Genomic DNA, 17,950 nt, shown 5'->3' on the forward strand with positions numbered 1-17,950 from the left:
TTCTTGTGGATTCTGCACCCCCGACAGCTTATCTCGCCGACTCGAGAAAAGCGATTAGGTCTGCCAGTTCCTGGTTATTTAAAAGGTCAACCATGCCGTTAGGCATGATCGAAACCGTACTAGGCTCTAGTACTTCGACATCTGCCGATTTGATGATGACAGAACGATCCGCTGTCAGCAACAGTTCAAAAGTTTCCGAATCAAGATATCGCTTTAGGATGCCGTTGTAGACCTGTCCATCAGTCGTTAGAACCTTGGTTGAATGGTAGCTTTGCTCCAGCCTCGCGCTGGGAAACATGATTGCTTCTAGCAAGGCGACGCTGGTTCGCGACGAACCAATTCGGCTAAGCTCTGGTCCAGTGTCACCACCAACATATCCGACGCGGTGGCAACTGCTGCAGGCAGCTTTCTGACTTCGAAACAGTTGCATGCCGCGAGCTGCGTCGCCACTTGGTAATGAGGCCAGCTTCGCTTGCACCTTTTCAGCAATATCTTCCGTTGGCCTGCTAATGATGTCTATCGTTTTCGAGGCAAGTTGCTGAAGCGTTGCACTGCGATTGCGGTACAGACTCTTGATTTGGCTTTCACTGAGCGTTCTTGCGGTTGGCATGGCTTGCAACCGTTGCAGCAACTGCTGGTTTAATGCGTCATCCGCATTGCGACTGATTGCTTCCAGTGCAATCGCTAGGGCACGAGGTGATAGTTGATCAAGGCGATCAAGCAACAGACTTGCACTGCTGGTTGAAACGGAACATCGCAGCAAAGCCGCCCCAGCCAGTTCGCTGAGGGCTGGCTCGCTACTTGATAGCGAGTTAACGACTCGCTGTTCGAGCTCTGCTGCAATGCGTGAATTGTTTGGCATAGCAGCCAAAAGCGAGAGCGTAATCTGCAATTGCTCGGATTGCATAGCCACTTGTTGAAGTGCGGCAGGAACGAGTTGGGATGCCTGCAAATCGATGGCCCTAAGCATCGTAGCCAAGTCCACTGCATGATCATGATTTGCGGATTGCAAACAACTCGAAATTGCATCCTCGAAAATTAAAGGCAATGGCTTATGCTGATACAGTTCCAGCAGCCTGATCGCAACGCTCGCAGACTCTGGCTTTTGGACAGATTGAAGCAAGTGTTCTGCCAGAATCTTCTGCACTTCGCCCACTTGGCTCCAACCTGCGAGAAGCTGTTTGAAGTATTGAGGGATGGAACCAAGCTGTGCTGCCTCATTCAGAGTTGTTTGAATCCAGTCCAAGTATTGTAACGAGATAGCAGGATTCGCTGCCAAGATATCGGCTGCCAAGTTCGATAGTGCTGAGTCGTTGGATTGGATTGCCTGCATCAATCGCGTTTGATCAACTCGGTCAGCGTTATCAAGTTGCTGGAGTGCGATGCAAGCCGCGTAAAACTGGTGATCGGTCAGTTCGTGGCCGTTCACGATCGCGGCTAATTGTTCGACGTCAGCTAGCTCAAACAATGCATATGAGATCGAATGTTGCAGGATACGATCTTGATCTTCCGACTTTAAGGACTGAATGAGTGCAGCAACTGCGTCCGCATTCCCCAGTCGGCCAAGTGCCTCGGCCGCGGTCCGCACGACCGCATGAGAGCGATGCGCAAGAAGCTCAATCAGCGTTTCGTATGCGTGCTTATTCCGATGTAGCGATGCAATGTGGCAAGCAGCCTGAATTATCGCCGGATCGTCGTCTCCCAGCAAATCACACGCAAGCTTCAGCGACTTCGCGTTCCCAATCCAACTGAGTGCCCACAGCGAAGTTAATCGAAAGCTGACTGGTCGCTCGATATCTGCTAACTGAACTGCCAACAAGTCCACCACATTTGATTTGGACTGATCATCAAGCTGCGTAAGCTGATACATAGCGGCTTTGGATACCCAGGGGCGTCGGTCATGAATGAACGCTGTTAACCAAACAGGATTGACGTTAGACCAATCCGACGGCGTCTTCTTTTCACTCGCGTCTGCTTGGGGTGCATTGGATTTCGAGAGACGGTAAATACCGCCAGGTGCAGTCTGTTGATCGATCTTAGATGACGGACAACATAAGTCGTACCATCCGCCAGTATCGATAATGATCAAACTTCCATCGGCATCTTGAATTACATCCGTTGGATGGAAGTCGATTCGATCCGCAGTGACAAGATCATAATCGATGGACCGAAAGCTGGCTCCATTCGAAATCAATTGATGAGCGGTAACCTTTTGCAGATTGAACAAAGTCGCGATCAGAAATTCGGACGTTTCGCTCGCATCAGGTAAGAAGTCGAGTTGATCCGCGAAGGTCAGTCCGCTAGGGGCGGCAGGACCAAGCTCAATCATGATCGGCATTAAGTCTCCTGTGCGAGGATGTGAATCAATTACATTGTGGGGTTTGCCATAAAGGCCACCATAAATGCTGTGAACAATCCCATCACGCACACCATTGCCTGGGTGATGCAAAAACGTACTTGTAAAGAATCGCTCTCCACTGCGGCTTACTGCGAATTCGACGGGATTATCCATTCCGCCTGTCATCACCGGTTCGATCGCTCCGCCGTCAGGATGTCGGCGATAAATGTGAGCGGCGCTGGATGTTTGCTTTCGTCCATCCAGAAGTTCATGCGATTGCTGCCCAAACGCCCCCTTGCACCAGTAAATCCATCCGTCGCGTCCCAAATAAGGTCCATGCAAGTCATTCGCGCAATGAGTTATCGTTTGGCCATCGAACCAGATCTCTCGTGATTCAAAGTAACCGTCGGAATCGCTATCGGTAAGTTTGAAGATATGAGGCGGAGCACAAGCAAAAATCGCATCGCCATAATACAACACACCTTCCGTGAAAGGCAACTTGTCGGCGACAATCTCCCTGCGATCAAAGACACCATCTGAGTTGTCATCGATCAAGCGAACGATGCGGTGCAAGGCTTGCTTGTTGTGCTCCGCAATAGGGGATGAAACACCTCCTGATTCGACAACCAACAAGCTGCCATCATGATTCCAGTCGGCCATCATGGGCCAACGCGTTAGCGGTTCCCCAGCGGCTTTGCGAAGTTCATAACCATCAGGGATCTGAAACTGAACATGATCAATTTCGACTTTGGTCATGTTCGATGTGAAGGTCTCTTGAGCTGTTAGACTGCCCGCTAACATCACCATGGCGGCAGCAACAGATGTTACGGTTCGGTAGCCCAGCATTGGATAACAGCTTGGCATAAGAGCGACTCCGACGGATAAAGCACAGGAAAGTTACCCTAAGTTTAACCGCCTGGCACCAAATCGCCAACGAGCTAGTAAACCTGCACTGAAGCGAACCATGATCGGGGACTTCCCCCGAGAACTGGCCTTTGTAAAGCAACAGACCCATGCGACGCCAACCGCGTCAATGCGAAAAGCCCGAAGTCGCTATTTTCACCAGGTTAACAAGCTTGGAAAAATTTTTGAAACTTCTCAAGTCTTCGGAATCTGCGGGTGCTGTTGTCTCCGATAAGAAAATTGGCTAGCTGTATGGGCTAATCCGTAAATTCTACCCAAGCGTATGTAATCGATCGACATGTGGACTTCCGTGCCCAACCAAAATACCTGGCAATGTATGCCCCACATCAAAGAACGCTATCTCGTGGCGATACTGATGGCGATGTTCTTCGGAGCAGTATTTCCGTACGTCCTCAGTTTCATGAAACATCACCCAGACGAACGCCATTACACCGATGCTGCCATCCAAATGGTCGCTGGCGGCGATTTATTGACGCCACGCACGGCTGAAGGCGAGCTGAGACTGAAGAAACCGATCTTAACATATTGGCTTGTGGCTGTAGGCTACCAAACCTTTGGCGTATCTTCCCTAACAAGCCGCTTGCCGTTTCTCGTCATCGGCACACTAGTAGTCGGATTAACCTACCTGCTAGCAAAGGAACTTTGGCGAGATCAACGGTTGGCATTGTTGGCTGCTTGCGTTGTTGCCATACAACCAGCGTTGATCACCAGCAGCATGCGTTCGATTCCAGATGTTGTGTTGACGGCAAGTCTGTTGCTGAGCGCGATTGGTTTTGTTCGCTTGTTTCAAAAGCCCCAGCACGACTGGCCGACCATTGCATGTGCTTACTTGGGATTGAGTTTAGCGATCCAATCAAAAGGAATCCCCGCGGCAGTTTTTGGAGCGATCGCCGTCCTGGTCTTGTGCTTTGCGCGTTGGGATTTGGTACGCAGTCACTGGATTCGCCACGGGATTGGCTTGGTGGGTTGCTGCCTAGTTTCGATCAGTTGGTTTGCGTACATGTTCTTATTGCATCGAGAACATTTCTTGCTCCAATTCTTCGGCGACCAAATTGGGCAGAGGTTCCGAGACCCACCACATCAAGTAGTCATGGACGTCTTCATGGTTACTTTGCTGTTAGCTTTATGCTCGATGCCATGGTCGCTTGCGGTCGTGGAAGCGATCTTCAGCGGAGATTGGCGATTACGAATCGCGTTCAAAAAGCAGGACTTCCAATGGCGACAAGTGGCTTGCAGTGCTGGAAGTATGGTTGCCAAGTGGCCAGCACAGGCAATGATACTGACTTGGATCGCGGTCTATATCATCTTGGCGTCCTGCGTAGATCGAATCAATATTCGGTATCAATGTCCTATCGTGCCTTTTGTTGCATGTTGGATTGCTTATGCGATGAGTACGCTTTCTGAAGTTCGGCAGCAGGTCTGGTTTCGTCGGCTGGCCGTTACCTCCTCTGTTGGTTTATGCATCGCCACATTGACGGTGCTTTGGGGAAGCTATCTTTTCTCCGCGGTCCAGTTTGTCACCGTGACTGTATTGTTGTCTGCATGCCTTTGGGCGGCGTTGAATGCCCGACGGTTTCTTCGGACAGATGTCACGTCGATTCACGCATTGGGTGCTTCTATGGTTGCGTTCGTGGCTTTGATTCCCACGGTTTACTTTGCGTTTTGGTCGTTTGCGTATAGCCAGTTTGAGCAGCCTGTTATTGCGGCATATCAAGCGCACGCACCAAAAAACACGCCAGTAGCAATCATGACTGTGCCAGCTCACGGAGCGAGGCTTCAAGTGCAATCAGGTGGCACACTACCTATCCAGTACCATGGAGACGCGCGGCTGCAGCTTCGCAACCACCGCGATGTTATCTCTCATGACGTCATGTTGCTGACGGTTTGGGATACTTTTCACATCGATTTGTCCGAGTATCAACTGACAGAAGTGCCAGATGGCTACTGGGAACTTTCCGCCAGCAAACTGTTGCAGGCACTTTTTGCGGGCAAATCGCGTGAATACTTGAGTCAACATCGAACCAGTCTTGTTCTGGCCGTTCGGAAGCCGGAGGTTATCGCAGCGCGGGACCTGCCACGTTCTTCTGGCAGCAAGTTAGCGGCTCGTCCGGTAAGCTTCAGCGATCCCAAGGACGAACCTTCAGCAATCAGCCCAACTGAATCCGAACTTAACATCTACCGCTAAGGGGACGGATAGTTGGACAGCGCCAATCATCTCCTGCTGAACCAATTCGGAAAGCTGGTCGGCGTCTGATTGGTGAACCTCGAAAACTAATTCGTCATGGATCTGCAACAGCATGTTGGCCCGCAACGTCTGTTGCTTCAGTTTTCGCCAGACACGGATCATGGCCATCTTGATTAAGTCGGCGGCAGAACCTTGAATCACGGTGTTAATAGCCATTCGTTCGGGTTCAAGCAGTGTTTTCTGCTGCGACTCATTCAATAAAGAAAAATCGCGAATCCCTTTTAGATAGCGGCGGCGACCTGACATCGTGGCTACATATCCATCGCGTCGAGCTTGTAATAGAGTGGACAGCATGAAAGCGCGGACGTTTGAGAACTTCGCAAAGTAGTCATCGATAAACAGTGCTGCATCCGACTTGGGTATGCCGATTGATTTTGCCAAACCAAACGGACTTTGACCGTACAGGATTCCAAAGTTGATCGCTTTGGCATTGCGCCGTTGATTCGAAGTGACCAGTTCAGGCGCAATGTTATACACCTGCGATGCCACCGCGGTATGAATATCTTCGTTGTTGAAAAACGCGGACTTTAGCGTAGGGTCGTCACAATAATGGGCCATCATCCGCAGCTCGATCTGCGAGTAGTCCGCTGCTAGCAGTACCCAGTCCGTTTGCCCGGCTGTGAAAGCGGATCGAATTCGTTTTCCTTCTTCAGTGCGAATGGGGATGTTCTGCAAATTTGGGTCAGTGCTGCTTAATCTCCCTGTGGCGGCTACATCCTGGCGAAACGAAGTATGAATACGGTTGGTTTTTGGGTTGAGCAGTTTAGGTAATGCGTCGACATAGGTGGACTTGAGTTTGGTCATCTGTCGATACTCGATGATCAACGCCGGTAGAGGATGTTCGGCGGCCAATTCCTGTAAGACCTCGACGTCGGTGCTCGGACCGCTTTTGGTTTTCTTGACTACGCGCAGCCCCATTTTCTCAAACAAAATCTGCGCTAGTTGTTTGGGACTATCGGGGTTGAATTCCATTGCAGCGACTTCGAAAATCGCGGTCCGCAAGCTGTCAATTCGGAGTTGGAATTCGTCATGCAAGCCAGTCAGGGTTGCAACGTCGACCGAAATACCAGCTCGTTCCATCTCCGCTAGGACTTCGACCAAGGGCATTTCTAGTTCATGAAACACTTCTGATGCCGCAAGTGATTGGAGGCGCTCTTGCATACCGGGTATCAACTGCAGCGCAACGTCTGCGTCTTCCGCCGCATACTCCGTTACTCGATCGATATCGACTTGGTCGATGGTGATCTGCTGCTTGCCTGATCCGATCAAGCTTGTGATGGGAATCATTTCATGCTCCAAATTCCGTCGCGATAGTTCATCTAGGGAATGGTTTCGATCGCCCGGCGAGCAGAGATAGTCGGCGATCATCGTATCAAAGGAAACGTTCGCGATTTGGAATCCATGGTTGGCGAAGACCGTTAAGTCATACTTTAGATTCTGCCCCGCTTTAGGAATCGCTGGATCGCTAAGGAAGGGACCAATCACTTCCTGGACGTTTGTTAAGGGCAACACGCGATGTTGTTGCGATTGTGGGCCTTGGACCGGAATATAGACAGGGGCCGCGTTAGGCCAGGCTAGTGCGATACCGACTAAGTCTGCTTGAGCCGGAGATGTGCTGTTGGTTTCCGTATCGATAGACAGGAATCTAGCAGATTTGAATTGAGGTGTGTCCCCATTGGGGCCAGCTCCAGCGACTTCTTGCGTTGCGTTTGTCTGGACCGCAGTAAACGCCTGCTGCAACTCGTCGCGCAGTTGACTCAGTTTTTCGAGAGAGTCGATGCAGCGGTATTGCGAGCGGTCGATTTGCTTTTGAGCCTTACGCTCGCGAACTAAGTCGCTATCGTTGGCTTTCGCAAGATATCTTTCTGCAAGTTTGCGAAATCCCAACTGCTGAAACATCAGCGCGAGTGCTTGGTGGTCTGCCTTTGGTCGATGCCATGCTTGCCAATCGAATTCTATGGGAACATCCCGCCGCAATTGAACCAGCGTGCGACTTAGGTAAGCATTCTCGCGGTGGTCTGCCAGCGTTTGTTTCCGCGCCGCGCCTGCGACCGCTTCTAAATTTGCATAGATATTGTCGAGATTATCAAAGGTGTTTAATAGTTCGCGAGCTGCTTTGGGGCCAATCTTCGGAACACCAGGCACATTATCGACACTGTCCCCGACCATGGATTGGAAATCGACTACTTGTTCGGGTCGAATTCCCCAGTCTTCAAGCAGATCGCCAGGACCGAACGTGGTTCCTTTGCGAAGATTGAGCATCTTGGTTCGATCGCTCAACAACTGCCGGCAATCCTTATCGCTGGTGACCAACAATACTTGGTAACCTTCCTGCTCCGCGATGTGGCTCAAGGTCGCCAGCAGATCGTCGGCTTCAAAACCGGGCACCCCTAGCGACGGGATACCGAGGGTTGTCATACTATCTCGGATCTTTTCCACTTGCGCGTGCAACGCAGGCGGCATGGGCTCGCGGTGGGCCTTGTACTGATCGTAAATTTCATTGCGAAAGGTAACTTCACTTAGGTCGAAGCAGCAGAGCAGATAGTCGGGATCATAGCGTTCCTTCAGCTCGATCAAGTCACGGAAGAAGCCGTGAATGGCGCCGACTTCTGTGCCGTCGGGAGCTGTCATGGTCGGCATGGCGTGAAAAACTTGGTAAATCAGCGAGTGAGAGTCGACCAAAATCACAAGTTTTTTTGGAAGCGTGGTGGAGGACGCTGTGTCGGCCGCGTGCGGCTGAAGTTCGACTTGAGTCGAAGAAAAAAGCAAGTTTTTGTCGTTAGAATCGGCAAAATCGCGTGCCTCCACCGGTCCGGCAGGCTCATCGAAGCCCTCAAGTGATAATTGCCGAGGAGAATTTCTTTTTTGAGTCATACTTGAAGAATGATGGATTTGGGCGAATTTACCGGGAACAATTTGACGGGAACTGAAGCCCTATTTAGTATTCATAGGTGTGAATCTGCGCCGTTGGACCGTTATTCCTAAAGGAACCACGGGCTTAACTGTGACGTAGTTTCCATGGATGGGGCATCTAGATGTCTGTTTGCCTCACTCATCTACTTTGTTTTACCGCGACAACCGAGGATCGCCCATGGCGGCACGTGATCAGAAAATCCAATCGATCTATGTTATTACAGTTTCCATCTTTGGTGCACTGTTCCTGATTGGTTGGCTCTACACCGCGTTCCAGGCTTCCACCACATCCAAGCAGATGGCGGACGCTCAGCAACGAGCAAGATCGACACAGAATGAAGTGTCGAAATTGAATAACCAGCAACAGTTGGTTTCCAAAATGTTGGGTTCGCAGCCTTTCAGCGAAGCGGAATACAACCAGCTCAAAGACACTTTAGCTGGCGACGAAGAAATGCAAAAGATCCAAGACCAGTTCGCTCGAGACATGGGCCTGTTTGGGCCAAGTGTTCCCGAGCAAGATCGTAATTACTCGAAACTGGTGGCTTACCTCATGCAAGAACTGCGTGCTCGTAACCAACAGGTCGACAACGCGAACCGCCAGCTAGCCGAGGCTGCCGCTGAAAACACCGCAGTCATGGAACGGGAACGCGAAGCGGCTGCCAACGAAAAGAAGCGCGCTGATGACCTTGAACGCCAACTTAGCAGTGAACGAGCGGACTTCACGGCCAAGCTTGACGAAAGCCAAAAGACGATCGAAGAGGTTAACAAAAGCCTAACAGTTGCCAACCAGAATCACGCTCGAGAAAAGAACAAACTAGTTGCCGATATTGCCACCGCTCAGAACGAGAACAAGGACCTGCGTCGGCTGAACAATGACCTGCGAGAACGAATTGAAGAGTTGATGGGCGAAGATTTCCAATCACCTCAAGGTCAGGTCGCTGCCGCCGGCGCTGATGGCAAGAATGTCTGGATCAATTTGGGCAAAAAGGATGGCTTACGCCCCGGCGTTCGATTCAGTGTCCTAGATCCTGATCAAGGACGTTTGTCGGATAGTGCTAGGCCCAAAGCACGAGTAGAGATCATCGAAGTGCAGGAAAAGATGGCAAGGGCTCGAATCTTGGAAGGTACCAACCGCGACCCCATCGTGGAAGGCGATTTGGTTTATTCCGTCGCTTGGCAACCAGGGCGTGTGGTCGAGTTCGCGTTACTGGGCAAAATGGACCTAAATAACGATGGTGTTGACGACCGTGAAAGGGTCAAAGAATTGATTCGCGAAAGCGGTGGCGTGGTCGTTGAAGAACTGACGCCAGATGGCAAACAGCAAGGCAAGATGACGGTCAATACGCGATGGCTGGTCATTGGTGAATCTTACAGCACCGAAGGTGAAATGGCGAATCGCAAGGGTGACTTCAGTGCCAAGTATGCTGACATGATGAAGCGTTCCCGCGATTTGGCTGTTACGACGATCAATCTTGACAAGCTGATGAACTGGTTGCGTTCCAACGTCGATGACCGCTCCATCCCATTTGGGACTGCAACTCGGCCTGGCGATTTAGATATTCAAGAGCGAATGCCGCCTTCCCGCGGGGCTGTAACGGACATTTACAGCGATCGTTACCAGATGCGTCCCCAAGGACCGCTCAGCGGGAATTAATTTCCGAAGCGTTGAGCTTGATCTTTACCAAGTAGAGCGTCTTAGGCCCTGAGCTTAAGACGCTTTTTTCATTTCACACTCTGCAATCTAGCAGCCTAGCAAATTAAGTTCGACCTCAGGTCAATGGCAGCAAGCTACCGAATGTACTCAGCAGTCTAAACCTTGTGGGCAAGCAGTTAACGCTGCTTTCTGCTAAACTGAGGACTGCGTCGAAGTTGACTTGATCGCAGCGCACAGCCCGATGAGGATTCGGGAAACCAGATTGCAGCCTGCTGGCACACTGGCCCACTGTGGCAAAGTCAACCTTCGCAAGCGGTATCGATCGATGCCATCGGTCAGCTACCCACCTATCTACCTACTTGCAGCTCCCACCCCCCAGCTTAGCTGCCTTATGTTAAATCGCTTAATTCAAAAATCGACTAGTCAAGCGACTGGTATGCGTGTTTCGTGCTTGGACCGTTTATGGCCACTAGCGCTTTGCGTCTTGGTTGGTTTCTGCCAACCATGCACAGTGCATAGCAGAGAACCTGGCGAGTCGCCCAACTCAAACGTCGCAAACATTTCGGTCGAAGCGCTTGAGTTCTTTGAGAGACAGGTGCGACCGCTATTGATCCAACGATGCTACGAATGCCATGCGGGTGAGGAAAGCAGTGGTGGTTTGAAATTAGATTCGCGCCAGGGGTTGAGCGTTGGTGGCGATAGCGGTCCGGCGATAGTGCTTGGCAAACCGCATGAAAGCCTCTTGATCGAAGCGATCCAATATTCCAGTGAGCATTTGCAAATGCCTCCTGACGGAAAACTGGAAAAGTCTGAAGTTGATATCCTTGTCCGTTGGATCGGAATGGGTGCTCCCGATCCTCGGGATGCCGAAATCGATTCTGATCATGAAGCCGCAGGCATGTCGATCGCAGACGGGAAGACGTTCTGGGCATTCCAACCAATTGCGACGTCATCGTTGCCAGAGGTTGACGACCCCAATTGGGTTCAATCCCCAATTGATCTGTTTATTCTCTCCAAACTCCAAACAGCTCAACTGACTCCTGCGCTACCGGCTGATCGGTTGACGTGGTTAAGACGCGTTACGTTTGATTTAACAGGCTTGCCACCAACCCAAACGCACATCGAGCAATTCGCAAACGATACGTCTGCGGATGCTTTTTCATTAGTCATAGACCGGTTGCTCGCTTCGCCTGACTACGGCATACGTTGGGGTAGACACTGGTTGGACGTTGCACGGTACGCGGATTCCAATGGCCTCGACGAAAACTTGGCCTATGGAAACGCATGGCGTTATCGCGATTATGTTGTTGATGCGTTCAATAGGGATCTGCCTTTCGACGAATTCATCATTCAGCAGTTAGCAGGCGATCTGATCGAGCGGCCAACCATCGATTCGCGAACGGCGACGGGTTACCTTGCATTGGGAGCGAAGGTGCTAGCCGAACCGGATCGCATGAAGCTAACCATGGATACGATTGATGAACAAGTCGATACGGTAGGCAAGACCTTTCTTGGCATGACATTCGGTTGTGCGCGTTGCCACGATCATAAATTTGATCCGATCAAACAGCGCGATTATTACGCACTAGCGGGAATCTTTCAAAGCACACGGACTTTTGCAGAAACCAACACCGGGGCGATCAAGCATTGGTACGAACACTCATTTGCCGGTGACGAAGACAAAGCCCGCTTGAAACAGGTCGATGATGCAATTGCCGCAAAGAATGCGGCAGCGGCTAGCTTCAAGAACGCAGCGTTTACTAAAATTCGCGATTCCGCCCGCCAGCATGCTGCCGTCTACCTTGCGGCGTCGACAATGTTGTCACCATCAGCATCGCTTAAAGAATGTAGCGAGATCGCAAAGCTCCTGGACCTGCATCCTCGCATCTTACATCACTGCCGATTGCATCTGCATCATCACTTCGATGACCCTCTCTTCGAAGCTTGGCATAGCTTGCAACAATCGTCTGACGCAGCAGTGGATGCTGATGGCACCGAACCATCTACGGCTTCAAATTTGAGATTTGATCGCGTGAAGCGATACTATGAGTCGCTCTTTGAGCAGGCAAATCAAGCTTGGCAGGCTACGAAACTGGCTGATGCAAATGCGACCTCGTTAGCGGACCCACGATTGGAAATCGCTAGGAAAGCTCTCGAGGATCCTGCTGGGTTCTTAGCTGTTCCGCCTCAGGCAGAATATGCACTCGACGAAGCAGCCCTAGCGGAATACCACCAACTGCTTGACCAAGCGAGGATTCTAGAAAGCGATGCAGCAGACGAAGCGTCCGCCATGGGCGTGACGGAGGGGGAGATCGTTTATGCGATACCACTTCATATCCGCGGCAGTCATCACAACCTTGGACAACTTGTTGCAAAAGGTTTTCCCGAAGTGATGCTGCAAGGAGAGCCAGTATCGTTTTCTGAGCAGCAGAGCGGTCGCTATGAGCTAGGAAAATGGATCGCAAGCAAAAACAATCCTTTGACAGCGAGGGTTATTGTCAATCGTGTATGGCGGTGGCACTTTGGGACAGGGTTGGTTGCGACACCCGATAACTTTGGTGCTTTGGGCTCGCCGCCGACCCACCCAGAACTGTTAGATTGGTTGGCCAACTGGTTTATGCAATCAGGCTGGTCATTGAAGGCTTTGCACCGGTTGATTCTGAATTCGAGCACGTACCAAATGGCGTCCACACATGCGACCTCGGCGGCGTGTTTTGAGGCCGACCCAGAGAACAAGTGGCTGTGGGCATTTCCACTTCAAAGGTTGGATGCCGAGCAGATTAGGGATGCGGTACTCGCTGTTTCAGAACGACTGGATCGCTCCATGGGTGGAAAAACACTACCCCTGCGAAATCGGCAATTTGTCTTCAACCATACGTCGGTAGACCATACAACTTACGATAGTTTGAGGCGTGCTGTCTATCTACCGGTCATTCGCAACAATCTCTACACACTGTTTGAGCAGTTTGATTTCCCCGATCCAACGATGCCAACAGGCAGTCGAAATTCAACGACGATCGCTCCGCAATCGCTTTTGATGATGAACGATGACTTGATCATGGATTCTGCAGAAGCCCTAGCTGAACGGACGATGAAATCGAGTCAAAACCAATCGGACCGCATTCAGTGGCTGTATCGACAGACTTTAGGACGCCCAGCAAATACTTCGGAACTGCAAATTGCAGTACAGTTTCTGGATGCGATGCAACGCATGCAGGATGAGGGTAAAGCAGCAGAGCTTCACGCGTGGAGTGTCTATTGCCACGGCTTGCTAGCGAGTAATGAATTCATGTATGTGAGGTAAACGCAATGACATTCCAGACAGTTCAAGATCGCAGGCGTTTGCTCAAGACATCCGCAGTTGGTTTTGGAGCGATGGCTTTTCATGCCTTGATAGCGTCTGAATTGAACGCGCAACAGAAGGCTTCTCCGGTTGATTCGGGACACGGGGTTCACTTTGCTCCAAGGGCCAAACGAGTTGTCTTCTTATTTATGAAAGGGGGACCATCTCAAGTCGATACGTTCGATCCCAAGCCCTTGTTAGATCGCGACGATGGAAAGGCACCACCGTTTGCTTTGCCAAAGGTCACGTTTGCCAAACAGGGCAATTTGCTTAAGTCACCATGGAAGTTTCAACGTTATGGAGAAAGCGGGCTGCCAGTCAGCAGCCTATTTCCGCATTTGTCTGAGCATGTCGATGACCTATGCATTCTGCGGTCGGTCCATGGCACAAATCCAGCCCATGGTGGCGCGGCGCTGAAACTGCACACAGGTAGTGATCAATTCGTGCGTCCTAGCTTGGGAGCTTGGGTGACCTATGGATTAGGCACAGAGAACGAGGATTTACCCGAGTTTGTAACGATTTGCCCAACGCTAGCCCACGGGGGAGTCAACAACTGGGGCGCGGCGTTTCTACCAGCACATTGCCAGGGTACACCGATCGGGAACGCAAGTCAGTCGGCTGCTGTCGCAAAAGTGAAGCACTTACGGAACAGCAGGCTTTCGCTTGAAATGCAGAGGCAGCAACTGCATTTAATTGAACAGATGAATCGAGCACATCTGACGCAGTTTGGACCCCATCAAGCCTTGGAAGGACGATTGAAATCATTTGAACTAGCGTTTCGCATGCAGTCGTCCATGCCAGCGATCCAAGAACTGGGTAATGAAAGTGAAGCGACGTTCCGACAGTATGGAATTGATGATCCTGTGACAGAGGATTTCGGTCGCCAATGCTTGATCGCTCGTCGTTTCTTGGAAAGCGGCGTGCGTTTTGTATAAGTGACGCATAGCGACAGCGAGGTACAGTGGGATCAGCATAGCAATCTGTATCATGGCCATACGAAAAACGCCGCCGAAGTCGATAAGCCCATCGCGGGCTTTTTGAAAGATCTAAAGCAACGAGGTCTCCTGGACGACACGCTCGTCTTATGGGGAGGCGAGTTTGGCAGAACTCCGACAGCGGAAGCGAAAGATGGACGTGACCACAACCCGCATGGTTTCACAATGTGGATGGCTGGTGGCGGCGTCAAAGGGGGGATGGCCTACGGTGCCACAGACGACTATGGTTACTATGCAGTTGAAAACAAAATGCATATTCACGATCTGCACGCCACGATTTTGCACTTGTTGGGTTTAGACCATCAGCGGTTGACGTACCAGTACGCCGGACGGGACTTTCGATTGACGGATGTTGCAGGCAAAGTTGCGCTGGACATCTTGGCCTAACTTTGCAATAGACACGTCGTCGTTCGCTCCGTCGAAAGAAGCGGATTGTATCGTGTTGTTTTCAGTAAGCGTACATCAGAACCAGTGGGTTTTTAGTCGGCGGGGGCTTGATTTGGAGGGTAGGGTTTGATAACGGCGACCGATGGGGTTGCCGAAACCTCTATGCCAGGAACCTACAGCATGACTCGTGATCTTTCCAAGTCCCAACTCTGGGCTCAACGACTCCTACGTTTTCAGTCGTCGGGTCTTAGCATCGCTCAGTTCTGTCGAAATGAAAACCTTTCGTTCCATGTCTTCAACTATTGGAGAAAGAAGCTTCACTCCAGTCCAACAGCCCTTAATCCTAATCCAACAACTCTTAGCGCAACGTCACCAAGCCAAACGCAATCCGATTCAAGCAACAATACGCTTCACTTCACCATCGAAACACGTGGCATCAAGATCCTTTGCCGCTCTGATTCCTCCAGCGCTGTCGAGACTTTGTTGACATGGGCCGCTCGACAGCATGACTCCGGCGATCATCTAGACGCCGGTTTCCAGCAACTCATTGTTCGCAATTAGCCATCCGCAACTTATTGAGTCCGTCTATGCTCGCTGTCGCCTCAACCACTCGGGTCTACCTCTACATGCAAGCGGTCGACATGAGACGTTCCTACGATGGCCTGCACGCCATCGTCCAAGCCAACTTTCAACGCGATATTCGACTTGGTGATTATTTCATGTTCATCAATCGTCGTCGTGATCGCGTCAAGATACTCTGGTGGGATCGAGATGGGCTCGCCATCTTCATGAAAAGATTAGAAGCTGGTACCATCCAGGTGCCACTTACTTCAAGCCAGTCCAAGAGCCTAGTCATTGATCACGCTCAGCTTTCCATGTTGCTCAGTGGCATCGATGTCTCCAACATCAAGCGTCGAAAACGATTCTCGGTGCAGGCTCATGTTAGCAACAATACTACCTCGTCATCAGGCTTGTAAAATCTCTTTATCAAGTTACTCTTTTTTGAAGATATTGCGGAACCACTTTAGGGCTTCATGCGTTCAATAAGTATGCAAGACGCGACCTCGAATAATCATCCATCTGACAAGCCTCTCTCGGCAATCGAATTGCTGCAGAAAGAGAACGAGCAACTCAAGGCCAAGCTCCAATGGTTCGAGACAGAGTACCGCAAGTTGGCAGCGATGCTTGCCAACATGCACAAGAAAAAAGAGAAGCATATTTCGCCCGGTGCGACTCCTTGGCTCCCCTTCGATTCGCAAGAAGAACTTGAGCAAGCTCGGCAAGAAGCGGAGGCCGAAGCACAAAAGGTTCTGGATGACGCTCAATCCAAAAGCACGCCCAAAGCCAAGAAGAAACGCAATGAATCGCTCCCGTCGCACCTTCCTGAAGTGAAGGAACTTCGCGATGTTCCAGAGCAAGATCGCATCTGTCCAGAGCATGGTCCCATGGCGATGATCGGTGTCGATAGGACCGAAACCTTGGTTTATGAACCAGCCAAGCTTTATAAGCGAGTGATCGAGAACCCCAAGTATGGCTGCCCATGTTGCAAAGAGCATGGAATCGTTTCTGCCGAGCGACCAACCGGATTGGTTGAGGGTAACAAATACGATTCGAGTATCGGTGCGGTGGTGGTCGCTCAGAAGCTTGACTTGCATCTTCCGCTGTATCGTCAGACGGATGTCTTTGCCAGCAGTGGTTGGACGCCCAGTCGTTCGACATTGCAGAATCTGATGGTGCAAGTGGACTTTGCGTTGCTTGGGTTCTTCATGTTCATGGCCAGGCGTGTGCAGAAGGACTCCGCAGTCGGACTGGATGAAAGCAGTTGTCGAATGCTGATGCCAGAGGAGGAGCCGAAGGTTAAACCCGGTGACCTGAAGACGCAGCGGTTGATCGAGAAGATGCGTGAAGCGAAAGGCAAGGGTGAAGATAGCTTGATAGGGAAGATGTGGGCTTATCGGGGTCTAGATCAAGCGCCCTATAACATCTTTGACTTTCGGATATCGCGTCACCGGGATGGCCCGGATGAATTCTTTCGAGAGAGTCGCTGTATTATTCAAGGTGATTGTTTCTCAGGAAATGAAGCCGTGGTGCTTGATAACCGCGATCGCTTGCAGTTCGCGGCTTGTTGGTGCGCATGCGCGTCGTAAGGTTTACGAGGTGTCCAAGGAGAATCCGTATCGGCAAAAGCTGTTGGATATGCTGCAGGGGCTTTACGATGTGAACGTGCGCGAGCAGGGGATGAATGCGGAATCACGAGTGGAGCATCGTCAGCGTTATGCGGTACCGTTGTTGGAGGCGATGAAGAAGTACATTGATAGTTTGGATGAAGGGCAATTGTTTCCCAAGTCGGACATGGCAGGAGCGTTGGGATATATCCGTAACCACTGGGATGCTCTGACGATCTACACGGCGCATGGCCAGATTCCGATCGACAACAATCGCGTAGAGCAGTTGATGCGTCAGGTGGCATTGGGACGGAAGAACTGGTTGTTTGTTGGCAACGTGGAATCTGGCGAGCGGGTGGCTAGGTTGATGAGCATTGTGAGCAGTGCCAAACGTCACCACTTGGATGTCTGGCAGTACTTGAAGGACATTTTGGATCGCGTACTAGCAGGCGAGACTCAATACGAGAAACTTTTGCCGGACGTATGGAAGCAGGAGCATCCCGAAGCGATTCGCGAGTACCGGGCAGAGGAAAGCCGCTATAAATCAGACCGCAAGCAGATAACACGAGCCCGCAGAATCATCTCCGCCAAGCTCAAGCGACAGCAAACCCAGGGCCAATCCAACTAACCCCAACAACTGGTTGTGGTGGACGCTTACGTTTTCAGACCAAACGACGACTCTCGTTCCGTCGTCAAGCTCCCCGACCAGATGGGATTTGGATCGCGTTGCGGCGCAAGTATTGACGCGAAGTTAGGCCTTGTGCCCAGTATTCGTAATCGGATTGTTGCGCTAAGAGCGACCGAATTTCGTATGGCAGGAGAATCAGGGCTGTAGAATAGATTCCATGACCATTCTCCTGCCCCCATTCTCTTGCCCAGTCTTCACAATAGGATTGGAGCGCTAAAGCATGGCATGCGCGCAAGTCCGATTGGGGCTTGCCCCCGACGGACACCGCTTTGGAGATCTAGATTGCGTGCCTCCGGTG

Annotated in this window: 9 protein-coding genes and 1 pseudogene; 8 read left to right on the plus strand and 2 right to left on the minus strand. The window is 51.1% G+C overall.

Annotation, left to right across the window (positions count from 1 at the left end):
- Positions 1–28 precede the first annotated feature (28 nt).
- A complete protein-coding gene (locus SH302x_RS07340) occupies positions 29–3,202 on the minus strand; it encodes a DUF7133 domain-containing protein (RefSeq protein ID WP_479368083.1) in 3,174 nt (1,057 codons plus the stop codon).
- Positions 3,203–3,578: 376 nt separating this feature from the next.
- On the opposite strand from SH302x_RS07340, the gene SH302x_RS07345 reads away from it, so the two are divergent.
- On the plus strand, positions 3,579–5,447 hold the full coding sequence (locus SH302x_RS07345; RefSeq protein WP_479368084.1) for an ArnT family glycosyltransferase: 1,869 nt from the start codon (positions 3,579–3,581) through the stop codon (positions 5,445–5,447).
- On the opposite strand, the gene polA is transcribed toward SH302x_RS07345, so the two are convergent.
- Positions 5,403–8,381 (minus strand): DNA polymerase I, encoded by a 2,979-nt coding sequence (polA, locus tag SH302x_RS07350; RefSeq protein WP_479368085.1) that lies wholly within the window; start codon positions 8,379–8,381, stop codon positions 5,403–5,405. The two genes, SH302x_RS07345 and polA, sit on opposite strands and share 45 nt — an antisense overlap.
- A gap of 217 nt (positions 8,382–8,598) precedes the next feature.
- Here polA and SH302x_RS07355 point away from each other — a divergent pair, with 217 nt between their 5' ends.
- From SH302x_RS07355 to SH302x_RS07385, 7 genes and pseudogenes are all read left to right on the plus strand, one after another.
- On the plus strand, positions 8,599–10,074 hold the full coding sequence (locus SH302x_RS07355) for a hypothetical protein (RefSeq protein ID WP_479368086.1): 1,476 nt from the start codon (positions 8,599–8,601) through the stop codon (positions 10,072–10,074).
- A 511-nt stretch (positions 10,075–10,585) separates the two neighbouring features.
- Positions 10,586–13,378 carry a PSD1 and planctomycete cytochrome C domain-containing protein gene (locus SH302x_RS07360; RefSeq protein ID WP_479368087.1) on the plus strand — a complete coding sequence of 931 codons (2,793 nt, stop codon included), beginning with the start codon at positions 10,586–10,588 and terminating at the stop codon, positions 13,376–13,378.
- Positions 13,379–13,383: 5 nt separating this feature from the next.
- Positions 13,384–14,799 (plus strand): annotated as a pseudogene (locus SH302x_RS07365) (DUF1501 domain-containing protein).
- A gap of 180 nt (positions 14,800–14,979) precedes the next feature.
- Positions 14,980–15,360: an IS66 family insertion sequence element accessory protein TnpA gene (tnpA, locus tag SH302x_RS07370; protein ID WP_479363620.1), complete on the plus strand. Its 381-nt coding sequence runs from the start codon at positions 14,980–14,982 to the stop codon at positions 15,358–15,360.
- Positions 15,361–15,386: 26 nt separating this feature from the next.
- Positions 15,387–15,776: an IS66 family insertion sequence element accessory protein TnpB gene (gene tnpB / locus SH302x_RS07375; RefSeq protein WP_479363297.1), complete on the plus strand. Its 390-nt coding sequence runs from the start codon at positions 15,387–15,389 to the stop codon at positions 15,774–15,776.
- Between the two features lie 72 nt (positions 15,777–15,848).
- Positions 15,849–16,946, plus strand: a complete 1,098-nt coding sequence (locus SH302x_RS07380; RefSeq protein WP_479368088.1) for an IS66 family transposase — start codon at positions 15,849–15,851, stop codon at positions 16,944–16,946.
- A gap of 10 nt (positions 16,947–16,956) precedes the next feature.
- Positions 16,957–17,592: an IS66 family transposase gene (locus SH302x_RS07385; protein ID WP_479368089.1), complete on the plus strand. Its 636-nt coding sequence runs from the start codon at positions 16,957–16,959 to the stop codon at positions 17,590–17,592.
- Positions 17,593–17,950 lie beyond the last annotated feature (358 nt).

Source organism: Njordella calcicola (assembly GCF_056494125.1).